The sequence below is a fragment of the Actinomadura sp. KC216 genome (assembly GCF_004348535.1).
In the GTDB taxonomy this organism is placed as follows: domain Bacteria; phylum Actinomycetota; class Actinomycetes; order Streptosporangiales; family Streptosporangiaceae; genus Spirillospora.
In genome coordinates, this window is sequence record NZ_SMJX01000055.1 from 25809 (window position 1) to 37018 (window position 11210).

Consider the following 11210-nt stretch of genomic DNA (forward strand, 5'->3'; position numbering starts at 1 on the left):
ACACGCCCGCCCGCCATCCCGGGAACCTCTTGGGTCCTTGGTTACTCTCATAACCATGGCCACACGTGCGTCTGGGGGAACGAAAACCTCTTCGCGTGCGGGGGGCAGCACGGCTCGCAAGTCCGCTGGGTCGTCCCCCCGGAAGCGCTCGAGCGGCGGCTCCAGAGGGGGCCGCGGCTCGGGCCGTGGGCGTCCCCCCCAGAAGCCGGACCCGATCTCGCAGGCGGTGCTCGGGTTCTTCAAGCTGCTGTTCAAGCTGTATCTGCTCGCTGCTGTCGCGGTCGGGTCGATCTTCCGCGCCTACGGGCACGGCGCCCGCAACCTCGACCCCGAGCACCGCCGCGACGGGCTCGGGCTCGCGCTTCTCGGCTCGTCCATCGTGCTGGCCTCGGTCACCTGGTTCCGCCCGGACGGCGTCGTCACCATCGCGCTGGAGAAGGTCGTGCGCGGCGGCCTCGGGATCCTGGCGATGATGCTGCCGATCCTGCTGGCCCTGCTGGCGTGGCGGACGCTGCGCCACCCCGAGCACCACGAGGACACCGGGCGCATCGTCATCGGCATGACCGCGCTCGGCGTCGGCGTCCTCGGCATCCTGCACATCGCGGCGGGCGTCCCGTCGCCCGCCAGGGACATGGACGGCGTCCGCGAGTCCGGCGGCGTCATCGGCTGGGTCGTGTCGGCACCGCTCGACGCGGCGCTGAGCGGGTGGGTGGCCGTCCCGCTGCTGCTGCTCCTGTCCGGGTTCGGGCTGCTGGTCGTCACCGCGACGCCGATCAACCGCGTCCCCGAGCGGGTCTCCGACCTGTGGGCCGTCGCGACGCTGCAGGGCCGCCCGCAGCGCTCCGCCAAGGACGAGAACGAGACCGGCGGCGAGGAGCCGAAGAAGCGCCGCCGCAAGAAGAAGGCCGCCAAGGACGAGAGCGACGAGCTGGAGGTCGGCGAGCACTCCCGGCCCTACGACACGCCCCTGCTGGACGACGTGCCGAAGAAGGGCGACCGCCCGCGGCGCGACCTCGCCGACGACCTTTTCGAGCCCGACCCGTTCCAGTCCGACGTCCCGCCGCCCGCGCCGCCGCACGACGACGGCGGCGGCGCCCCGCCGATGGACGAGCTCGTCGCGGGCGGCGACACCCCGCTCGTCCCGCCCGCCGCGGACGTGCCCGACCCGACGCCCGCGCCGCGCAGCTCCGAGCAGCTGCCGCTGTCGTCGTCCGGCGAAATCTACGTCCTGCCCGATCCGTCGGCGTTGCGTCCGGGTAGCGTGTCCAAGCCGCGTACCAAGGCCAACGACACGGTGGTGAACGCGCTCACCGGTGTGCTGGAGCAGTTCGACATCGACGCGCAGGTCACCGGGTTCACCCGCGGCCCGACGATCACCCGGTACGAGATCGAGCTGGGCCCGGCGGTGAAGGTGGAGAAGGTCACCGCGCTGACCAAGAACATCGCCTACGCGGTCAAGAGCGCCGACGTCCGGATCATCTCCCCGATCCCCGGCAAGTCGGCGATCGGCGTCGAGATCCCCAACACCGACAAGGACATCGTCAGCCTCGGCGACGTGCTGCGCTCGCCCGCCGCGACCAACGAGCACCATCCGATGATCGTCGGGCTCGGCAAGGACGTCGAGGGCCGCACGGTGGTGGCGAACCTGGCGAAGATGCCGCACATCCTGATCGCGGGCGCGACCGGCGCGGGCAAGTCGACGTGCATCAACGGGCTGATCACCTCGGTGCTGATGCGCGCCACCCCCGACGAGGTGCGGATGATCCTGGTCGATCCCAAGCGGGTCGAGCTGACGATGTACCAGGGCATCCCGCACCTGATCACGCCGATCATCACCAACCCGAAGAAGGCCGCCGAGGCCCTGGAGTGGGTCGTCGGCGAGATGGACCGCCGCTACGACGACCTCGCCGCGTCCGGCTACCGGCACATCGACGACTTCAACAAGGCGGTCAAGGCCGGGAAGATGAAGCCGCCGCCCGGCAGCGAGCGCGTCTACACGCCCTACCCGTACATGCTGGTCATCGTGGACGAGCTCGCCGACCTGATGATGGTCGCGCCCCGCGACGTCGAGGACTCGGTCGTCCGCATCACCCAGCTGGCCCGCGCCGCCGGCATCCACCTGGTGCTGGCGACGCAGCGCCCGTCGGTGGACGTCGTCACCGGGCTGATCAAGGCGAACGTGCCGTCCCGGCTGGCGTTCGCGACCTCCTCGCTGTCCGACAGCCGCGTCATCCTCGACCAGCCGGGCGCGGAGAAGCTCGTCGGGCAGGGCGACGCGCTGTTCCTGCCGATGGGCGCGAGCAAGCCGATGCGGATCCAGAACGCCTACGTCGCGGAGAAGGAGATCCACGGGATCGTCGACCACTGCAAGAAGCAGATGGAGGCGAACTACCGGGACGACGTCGGCGCGGCCGCCGGGCCGAAGAAGGAGATCGACGAGGAGATCGGCGACGACATGGACCTGCTCGTCCAGGCCATCGAGCTGGTCGTGTCGACGCAGTTCGGGTCGACGTCGATGCTGCAGCGCAAGCTCCGCGTCGGGTTCGCCAAGGCCGGGCGCCTCATGGACCTGATGGAGAGCCGCGACATCGTCGGCCCGAGCGAGGGCTCCAAGGCGCGCGACGTCCTGACGAAACCGGACGACCTTCCCGGCGTGCTCGCGGAACTGCGCGGCGGCGGCTGAGACAGGTCCAGGTGACGGGGAAACGTCACCTGGGCGGCAGCGAAAGGGCACCGAAACGGCGGTACGGCATCGACCGCCGGACCGTTGCGGAATGATGCGAAATCTTGCCCTGTTTCCAACGTGTTGGCTGTCGCCCAGCGGGCATGGCCGTTCCTAGACTGGTGTGCAGGAGATCGGCGACGAGCGCCCGCGAAGGAGGCCCGGCGTGAGCATCGGTGAGACCTTGGCGGAGGAACGACAGCGGGCCGGTCTCTCGGTGACACAGGTGAGTCTCCAGACGCGGATACGCGAAACCGTGATCCGCGGCATGGAGGCCGACGACTTCTCCGCCTGCGGCGGCAACTTCTACGCCCGCGGGCACATCCGGAGCATCGGGCGGGTCATCGGCATCGATCCGGAACCGCTCGTCGCCGAGTTCGACGCGACGCACGGCGGCGCGCCGCAGCCGGTGTCGGCCGTGTCGGCGTTCGAGCCCGAGCAGCCCGTCGCGTTCCGCGAGCGCAGGTCGCCGAACTGGAGCGCCGCGATGGCCCTCGCGCTCGCCCTCGTGATCATCTACGGGGTGTTCCAGGTGATCGGGCAGAGCGGCGGCGGCGAGCGGCGCACCGCGCAGCAGGTCGCCGGGACGCCCGCGCCGACGACGTCCTCTCCCGCGCCGACGCTTCCGGAGAAGCGCGGCCCGGTCGCGGTGGCGCCGCGCACCAGGGTCGAGGTCCGGGTGGTGGCCGAGCGCACGACCTGGCTGAACGTCCGCGGCGCCGACGGCAGGACGCTGTTCAGCGGCATGATCCGCGAGGGCGACGAGAAGGACTTCACCGACAAGAAGAAGGTCCGGCTCGTGATCGGCGTGGGCGGCAGCGTCAACCTGACCGTCAACGGCAAGGACATCGGCTCTCCCGGCAAGGGCAAGGGCGTGCAGCGCCTGAGCTTCGACCGCGACGACCCCGAACCCGCCTGACCGGGAGCGCCCCCGCAATGACGCGCCCGGCGGGTGAGGCCGCTGGTCCCCTCGGCCGTCCGGGCCCATTACCTTAGGGGGATGTCCACACGCCGCAAGGTCTCGCTCATCACGCTCGGCTGCGCCCGCAACGAGGTCGATTCCGAGGAGCTCGCCGCGCGCATCGAGGACGCGGGCTGGGACCTCGCCGACGGCGCCGACGACCCGGGCGGCGCGGACGTGGTGGTCGTCAACACCTGCGGGTTCATCGAGGCGGCCAAGAAGGACTCCATCGACACGCTGCTCGCCGCGCACGGCTCCGGCATGAAGGTGATCGCCGCGGGCTGCATGGCGGAGCGGTACGGCAGCGAGCTGGCCGAGGCGCTGCCGGAGGCCGACGCGGTCATCGGCTTCGACGACTACACCTCCATCGGCGACCGGCTCGACGACGTCATGGCGGGACGCGGCCACACCGCCCACACCCCGCGCGACCGCCGGACGCTCCTGCCGATCTCCCCGGTCGAGCGCTCGTCCTCGGGCGTGGCGGTCCCGGGTCACGGCGGGCACGACGACCTCCCTGACGGGGTGGCGCCCGCGTCCGGGCCGCGCGTGCTGCGGCGGCGGCTCGGCGGCGGCGGCCCGGTGGCGCCGCTGAAGCTGGCGTCCGGCTGCGACCGGCGCTGCACGTTCTGCGCCATCCCGGCGTTCCGCGGCGCGTACGTGTCGCGCCCTCCGGCGGAGGTGCTGGAGGAGGCCCGCTGGCTCGCCGGGCACGGCGTCCGCGAGCTTGTCCTGGTCAGCGAGAACTCCACGTCCTACGGCAAGGACCTGGGCGACCTGCGGGCGCTGGAGAAGCTGCTGCCGGGCCTCGCCGCCGTGGACGGCATCGAACGCGTCCGCGTCAGCTACCTGCAGCCCGCCGAGACGCGTCCGGGGCTGGTCGAGGCGATCTGCGGCACGCCCGGCGTCGCCCCGTACTTCGACATGTCGTTCCAGCACGCGAGCGGCCCGGTGCTGCGGTCGATGCGCCGGTTCGGCGACCGGGAGCGCTTCCTGGGCCTGCTCGACCAGATCCGCGCGCTGGCGCCGGACGCGGGCGTGCGCTCCAACTTCATCGTCGGGTTCCCCGGCGAGTCCGAGGACGACTTCGAGGAGCTGGCCGAGTTCCTCACCGCGGCCCGCCTGGACGCGGTCGGCGTGTTCGGCTACTCCGACGAGGACGGGACCGAGGCCGCGAACCTCGACGGGAAGCTCGACCCCGCCGAGATCGCCGCCCGCGTCGAGGAGCTGACGAGCCTCGCCGACGAGCTGACCGCGCAGCGCGCCGAGGACCGCATCGGCTCGGACGTCCACGTCCTCCTCGAAGAGAAGACGGAAGACGGCGAGTTCGAGGGGCGTGCCGCGCACCAGGCGCCGGAGGTGGACGGCACGGTCCGCGTCCGCGGCGCCGGCCTGGCCCTCGGCGAGATCGTCGCGGCCCGCGTCACCGGCAGCGACGGCGTGGACCTCACCGCGAGTCCCGGCACGGGCGTCTCATGATCGCCGGTGCCCCGGATCCGGTGGCGGGCCCGCACGACCCGCCCCCGGCCGGTGTCTGGAACATCGCCAACGCGCTGACCATCGTCCGGATCGCGCTGGTCCCCGTCTTCGTCTGGATGTTCTTCCTGGACGGCACCGGCTGGCGCCTCGCCGCGTTCGGGGTCTTCGCGGTCGCCTCGATCACCGACAAGATCGACGGCGACATCGCGCGGGCCCGGGGCATCGTCACCGACTTCGGCAAGATCGCCGACCCGATCGCCGACAAGGCGCTCACCGGCGCGGCGCTGGTCAGCCTGTCCGTCATGGGGGAGCTGTGGTGGTGGGTGACGATCGTCATCATGGCCCGGGAGATCGGGATCACGGTGATGCGGTTCGTCGTGATCCGCCGCGGCGTGATCCCGGCGAGCAAGGGCGGCAAGCTGAAGACGATGCTGCAGGTCATCGCCATCGGCCTCTACATCCTGCCCGGCCCCCTCGACTATCTGCGCTGGATCACCATGGGCGCCGCGCTGGTCGTCACGGTCGTCACGGGCGTGGACTACGTCCTCCAGGCATGGCGCATGCGCCGCGGCCCCGAGGACGCGCCGTCCGGCACACCCTGAGCCAGGCCGCAGGTGAGGGCGGTGGAGGAGAGGGGCTTGACGTGGGCTGCGGGGCCACGCCCACCCCGGTCGTGGCCCCGCAGCCCCGTTCTTGGCCCCGTGGTTTGAAATTATCCCCTGCGAATGGCCGGGCGCACAAATCCAACGAATGAGTTCTGACTCACATTGTGACCTGCACTTCAGGGAATTGGTGGACTCGATGTCAGTAGCGGGCGCCGACGATGCGCGCTCCAGCCCCCGTGTCCATCGCGCGCGGTGACGGGGACGGCTCCATGCCGGGACACAAAGCGCGGCCGTCGCATTTCCCGGGCGAGTGAAAAGGGATAACCGTATGGACCGATGCGATCGGCCGGAGTCGCGCCGTCCTCATTCGGTCGTTTTCACGGTCAACCGGCGGCGGCCCCGGTCCGTCCGCGCGGGCGCGCGCCGGTAGATTCGAGGCCCGTGCCGGTGAACAGCGGGGATGGGGACGCGATGCGGGTCGAACTGCTCACCGTCGGGGACGAGCTGCTCCTCGGCGACACGATCAACGGGAACGCCGCGTGGCTCGGCCGCCGGCTCGCCGAGCACGGCATCGAGGTGACCCGCAGCGTCGTCGTCGGCGACGACCTGGACGTGATCGTCGAGGCCGTGACCGCCGCGCTCGGCCGCGCGGACGCGGTCATCACCACCGGCGGGCTCGGGCCGACCTACGACGACCTCACCCGCGACGCGCTCGCCAAGGCGGCGGGCGCCGCCCTCGTCCGGGACCCGGCGCTGGAGCGGCGCCTCCGCGAGCGGGTCGAGCGCGCCGGGCGCGAGCTGCAGCCGATGGCGCTGCGCATGGCCGACGTCCCCGAGGGCGCGCGGATCCTCGCCAACTCCGCGGGCTCGGCGCCGGGCCTGCGCGTCGAGCTGCCCGGCGGGATCGTCTACGCGCTGCCCGGCGTCCCGTTCGAGATGCACACGATCATGGACGAGATCGTCCTGCCGGAGCTGGCGGAGATCGCCGGGCCGCCCGCCGCCGCGCGCCGCACGCTGCGCACCGCCCGGATGTGGGAGTCGGTCGTCGCGACGCGGCTCGCCGAGGTCGAGGCGATGGACGGCGTCCGGCTCGCCTACCTGCCCGACCCGGCCGAGGTGAAGGTCCGGATCACGGTCGTGGGGCCCGGCGCCGCCGCCCGGCTCACCGGCGTCGAGGCGCGCGTCCGGGAGCTGCTCGGCGACGCCGTGTACGGGGCCGAGGACGAGTCGCTCGACCGGGTCGTCCACCGGCTGCTCGCGGAGCGCGGGGCGACCGTCGCCGCGGCCGAGTCGCTGACCGGCGGGCTCATCGGCGCGGAGCTGACCGCGATGCCGGGGTCGTCCGCGACGTTCGCGGGCGGCGTGGTGGCGTACGCGACCGAGGCCAAGCACCGGCTGCTGGGCGTCCCGGCGGACCTGCTGGCCGCGCGGGGGGCCGTCCACCCGGACGTGGCGGCCGCGATGGCGACGGGTGTGCGGGAGGCGCTCGATGCGACGTACGGGCTCGCCGTGACGGGTGTGGCGGGCCCCGACCCGCAGGACGGCCGTCCCGTGGGCACGATCTATATCGGCGTAGCGGGCCCCGGACACTCGCCCATCGTGGTCGGACCGAAACTCCCCGTACCCGGCGCCGGGCCCGAATCCCGCGCGGTGATCCGGCGGATGACCGTCGTGCACGCCCTTGAGCTGCTGAGACGCGTCCTGCTCGGCCTTGACGTCGGCGACGCGAACGGGGAGGCTCGGCCGGATCGGGAAGATCGGGGCTGATTACAGCGTTACGTTCCGAGCGAACACGAATTCAACGGTCTGCCATGGCCGCCGTCAAGCCGGGTACGGTGGAACCGGCAGATGGTCCGAACTGAGGGAGGGAGCGAGACGATGGTCCTGCTTCGCCAGCTGCTCGGTGACGTACTGCGGCAGCTGCGGCTGCGCCAGGGACGCACCCTCCGTGAGGTGTCCGCGGCCGCGCGGGTGTCACTCGGCTACCTGTCCGAGGTCGAACGGGGACAGAAAGAGGCGTCGTCGGAACTGCTGTCCTCGATCTGCAAGGCGCTCGGTGTCCCGCTGTCGCACGTCCTCCGGGACGTGGCCGACCAGCTGGCCCTCGCCGAACTGCAGCACGAGCCCGTCATGGCGGGCGCGCCGCCGGAGCACGAGCGCATCACCGCGGAGAGCATCCCGGAGACGCCGGAGGAGATCACCGGGGAGTTCCGCGCCGATATGGTCGCGGCCTGACCCGTTCTGGACGGCCCGTTTCCGATGGCCCGTTCCAGGCGTTCATGCCCCCGTCCGAGATCGCGGGTGTGCGCGGTCTCACGCATGAATGCGGCATTTGCGGGGAGGTTCCCCTGTTGTAACGGTAAACCGTAACGACGCGGAAGGAGCCCCCTCATGGGAGCGGTCAAGAGCCCTATCGGCGACGAGGCCCAGAAGATCGCAGGGGACGCCCTGCAGGGCTCCCTCATCGACCTGATCGACCTTTCCCTGGTCGCGAAGCAGGCGCACTGGAACCTCACCGGGCGCAACTTCAAGGTCGTCCACGAGCACCTTGACGAGATCGTGGCCCTTGCCCGCGGCGGCCAGGACGATGTGGCCGAGCGCGCCGTGGCGATCGGCGTGAACCCCGACGGCCGTGCCCGCACGGTCGCCGACCGCACGAGGATCCCGCAGCTGGAGGCCGGCTACCTCGACGACGACAAGGTCGTCGCCGCGATCACCGATATCCTGGCGCAGATCATCGCGCGGTTCCGCGAGCGCATCACGGCCACCGACGAGCCCGACCCGGTGACGCAGGACCTGCTCATCGGCATCGCCCGCGAACTGGAGAAGCAGCACTGGATGTTCCAGGCCCAGACCTGACCCGTCCAGCGCCCTAGGCGCCGGCCCGGAACAGTGCGCCGCCGCGATCCCCGGCGCACCGTCCCGGAGCCGACGAGGCCCCGGCCCTCGCCGACCGTTCCTGCGAGGTCCGGGGCCGTTTCACGTCCGCAGATGCGCCAGGACGGTGTCGGCGAACTCGGCGGCGAGCGGGCTGAGCGCGTCCCACCGCCGCGCCGCCCACCCCGCGGTGAGCGGCGGGAGTCCCGGGATCGGGATCAACCGGACGTCGCCGCTCCCGCACCCCCACCCCGGCAGCGCGGGCAGGATCGCGTGGCCCAGGCCCAGCTCGGCGAGCAGCAGCGCGGTGTCCCAGTCGGCCACGCTCGTGGTCGACGTCAGCCGCACGCCGTGCCGTTCGAGATGCGCCTCCAGATGCAGCCGCGAGGTCGAATGCTCGGGCAGCTCGATGTGCCGGATACCCCCGAGATCCTCGAACGCGATCGACGTCCGCCGGGCCAGCGGATCATCGGCATGGACGGCGAGCACCCACGGCAACTCCCGCGAGACCCGCTGCTCGACCCCCTCCATGGGCGGCCCGGTCGTCACCCACGCGAGGTCGGCGGCGTGCGAGCGGACGGCCTCCAGGCACCGCCGGCTGGACCCCGCCGTCTCGAACTGCAACGCCGCCTCGGGATGCCGCTCCCGGAACGCGACCACGCCCGCCGCCATGAAGTGCCGGACGGTGGTCGCCCCCGTCGCGACCCGGACCGTCCCGCCGACGCCCCGGCGCAGATCGTCGAGATGCCGCAGCGCCGAGTCGAGCCCGGCGAGCCCCTCCGCCGCCGCCTGCTGCAGGACGCGCCCCGCCCGCGTCGGCACCACCCCCCGCGGGCGCCGCTCCAGGAGCACGAGCCCGGTCTCCCGCTCCAGCCGCTTCACATGCTGGCTGACCGCCGACTGGCTGCACGACAGGTTGCGCGCCACCGCACTGAGATTGCCCGCCGCGCACACGGCCACGAACACGCGCAGATCGTCCAGGGTCATGCCATCCAAGCTATGCCTGGGAGATAAATAAGGAAACCCGAGAATTGACTTGGAACGCTCACATGCCGAGGATGCTCCTATCGGGGCGCCCGGATCCAGCGCCCCACCAGGCGGCGACCCGCCCCACAACCCGGGCAAAGGGCGGGCGCCGACCAACTACCTCGACGGGGGTTGGCAGCGGGGGCACCAGTAGGTGACGCGCTTGCCGCCATGAGACGCCTGATCGCCGCGTTCTATGCGCGTCCCGCACCTGCGGCGGGGGCGTCCGGCGCGGCCGTAGACCCAGTGCTCGCGGCCGCGGGCCGGGTCGCCGGTGGTGATGTGGCCGTGCCGCTCCTTGTTGAGGTCCAGGAGCCGGTGAGAGAGCTCTACGAGCCCGTCCAGGTCGGGAACGTTCCCGACCAGGGTCCACGGGTGAACGCCCCGCAGAAACAGAATCTCGGCCTTGTACACGTTGCCGATCCCGGCGAGCCGGGTCTGATCGAGCACCGCTTCCCCGATCGCCCGCGTGGGATCCTCCTCCAGCCGCGCGATGGCCGCCGCGGCCATGTCCGGCCCCCAACCGGGATCGAGCAGATCAGGCCCGAGATGGCCGACAGCCGCGTCCTCCTCTGAGGTGCGCAGCAGTTCGACGAGACCGAGGGAGTGGCCGACCGCCTGCCACTCCGCATTGGCCAGCACGAGCCGGACGCGGTGATCGCGCGGCACCGGCCCGGCCCGGCGGATCTGCCAGCGGCCCTCCATCAGCAGATGGGTGTGGACGGTCAGCCCGCCCTCGACCCTGACGAGGAGGTGCTTGCCGCGGGACACGGCGTCCAGGACGGTGCGTCCCCGCAGGTCCGCGGTCGCGAACCGGGGGACGCGGAAGTCGGAGCGCACCAGCGGCCGCCCGGCGAGCGCCTCGCGCAGGCGCCGGGCGGTCAGCCAGACGACGTCACCCTCTGGCATGGAGGGGGCTCAGATGAAAGAGGGGCTTTCCCAGGCGGACGGGTCGTCGGTCAGCTTCCGGACGGGCTCGGGGAGTTTCCCTTCGGCGATGTGCGCCAGCATGACCTGCTCCAGGATGGCCCGCTCGCTGGCGCGCAGCGCGATCCACACGTCCTGCAGCGAACGGGCGGGCCCCTGGTACCCGACGTGCTCGGGCCGCTCGCCCCGCACGCCGAGCAGCGGCCCGTCGATGGCGCGGATGATGTCGGCGAGGGAGATCTGGTCGGCCGGCCGCGCCAGCCAGTAGCCGCCCTCGGGTCCCCGCTGGCTCCGGACGAGACCGGACCGGCGCAGCTGGCCGAGGATGTTCTCAAGGAATTTGGGCGGGATCTGCTGCGCCTCCGCGAGCTGTACCGCGGTCACCGGACGGCTTCCGCCGACCGCCAACTCCGCAGCGGCGCGCAACGCATAGTCGACCCGGGCGGACAATCGCATATGGTCATTATCCCTTGCCGATCGGACCACTCGGGTTCGGGCCGGTGCGCTAGCAGAGGCCCAGCAGTTCGGCCGCCGCCTGGGCGTTCGCGGCCGCGGCGCCGTAGGTGGCGACGTAGACGGCCGACTCCGGACGCCAGACGGGCAGGCCCATCTCCAC

10 protein-coding genes are annotated in these 11210 nt (G+C 71.9%); 7 read left to right on the forward strand and 3 right to left on the reverse strand.

Annotated features, from left to right (window positions below):
- Positions 1-55: 55 nt before the first annotated feature.
- The 7 genes from E1264_RS12495 (at position 56) to E1264_RS12525 (ending at position 8623) form a co-directional block, all read left to right on the forward strand.
- Positions 56-2683 (forward strand): DNA translocase FtsK, encoded by a 2628-nt coding sequence (locus E1264_RS12495; RefSeq protein WP_132172842.1) that lies wholly within the window; start codon positions 56-58, stop codon positions 2681-2683.
- Positions 2684-2888: 205 nt separating this feature from the next.
- Positions 2889-3641, forward strand: a complete 753-nt coding sequence (locus E1264_RS12500) for a helix-turn-helix domain-containing protein (RefSeq protein ID WP_132172844.1) — start codon at positions 2889-2891, stop codon at positions 3639-3641.
- Positions 3642-3722: 81 nt separating this feature from the next.
- Positions 3723-5159 (forward strand): 30S ribosomal protein S12 methylthiotransferase RimO, encoded by a 1437-nt coding sequence (rimO, locus tag E1264_RS12505; protein WP_132172846.1) that lies wholly within the window; start codon positions 3723-3725, stop codon positions 5157-5159.
- The gene (gene pgsA / locus E1264_RS12510; protein ID WP_132172848.1) at positions 5156-5761 is read left to right on the forward strand and encodes a CDP-diacylglycerol--glycerol-3-phosphate 3-phosphatidyltransferase; all 606 of its coding nucleotides are present in this window, start codon (positions 5156-5158) and stop codon (positions 5759-5761) included. Before rimO ends, pgsA begins: the two co-directional genes overlap by 4 nt.
- A gap of 444 nt (positions 5762-6205) precedes the next feature.
- The gene (locus tag E1264_RS12515; RefSeq protein ID WP_243710892.1) at positions 6206-7531 is read left to right on the forward strand and encodes a CinA family nicotinamide mononucleotide deamidase-related protein; all 1326 of its coding nucleotides are present in this window, start codon (positions 6206-6208) and stop codon (positions 7529-7531) included.
- 111 nt (positions 7532-7642) lie between these two features.
- The gene (locus E1264_RS12520) at positions 7643-7999 is read left to right on the forward strand and encodes a helix-turn-helix transcriptional regulator (RefSeq protein WP_132172850.1); all 357 of its coding nucleotides are present in this window, start codon (positions 7643-7645) and stop codon (positions 7997-7999) included.
- A gap of 156 nt (positions 8000-8155) precedes the next feature.
- Positions 8156-8623: a DNA starvation/stationary phase protection protein gene (locus E1264_RS12525; RefSeq protein WP_132172852.1), complete on the forward strand. Its 468-nt coding sequence runs from the start codon at positions 8156-8158 to the stop codon at positions 8621-8623.
- Between the two features lie 120 nt (positions 8624-8743).
- Here the strand turns inward: E1264_RS12525 and E1264_RS12530 are convergent, their stop codons facing one another.
- The 3 genes from E1264_RS12530 to E1264_RS12540 form a co-directional block, all read right to left on the reverse strand.
- On the reverse strand, positions 8744-9628 hold the full coding sequence (locus E1264_RS12530; protein ID WP_132172854.1) for a LysR family transcriptional regulator: 885 nt from the start codon (positions 9626-9628) through the stop codon (positions 8744-8746).
- 156 nt (positions 9629-9784) lie between these two features.
- Positions 9785-10576, reverse strand: a complete 792-nt coding sequence (locus E1264_RS12535) for a DNA-formamidopyrimidine glycosylase family protein (protein WP_132172856.1) — start codon at positions 10574-10576, stop codon at positions 9785-9787.
- A gap of 9 nt (positions 10577-10585) precedes the next feature.
- On the reverse strand, positions 10586-11050 hold the full coding sequence (locus E1264_RS12540; RefSeq protein WP_132172858.1) for an Rrf2 family transcriptional regulator: 465 nt from the start codon (positions 11048-11050) through the stop codon (positions 10586-10588).
- Between the last annotated feature and the right edge of the window lie 160 nt (positions 11051-11210).

Coding starts and splice junctions, on each gene's coding strand:
- E1264_RS12520 (WP_132172850.1), top strand. CDS start 7,643: ATGGTCCTGCTTCGCCAGCTGCTCGGTGACGTACTGCGGCAGCTGCGG.
- E1264_RS12495 (WP_132172842.1), top strand. CDS start 56: ATGGCCACACGTGCGTCTGGGGGAACGAAAACCTCTTCGCGTGCGGGG.
- rimO (WP_132172846.1), top strand. CDS start 3,723: ATGTCCACACGCCGCAAGGTCTCGCTCATCACGCTCGGCTGCGCCCGC.
- E1264_RS12535 (WP_132172856.1), bottom strand. CDS start 10,576: ATGCCAGAGGGTGACGTCGTCTGGCTGACCGCCCGGCGCCTGCGCGAG.
- E1264_RS12530 (WP_132172854.1), bottom strand. CDS start 9,628: ATGACCCTGGACGATCTGCGCGTGTTCGTGGCCGTGTGCGCGGCGGGC.
- E1264_RS12540 (WP_132172858.1), bottom strand. CDS start 11,050: ATGCGATTGTCCGCCCGGGTCGACTATGCGTTGCGCGCCGCTGCGGAG.
- E1264_RS12525 (WP_132172852.1), top strand. CDS start 8,156: ATGGGAGCGGTCAAGAGCCCTATCGGCGACGAGGCCCAGAAGATCGCA.
- pgsA (WP_132172848.1), top strand. CDS start 5,156: ATGATCGCCGGTGCCCCGGATCCGGTGGCGGGCCCGCACGACCCGCCC.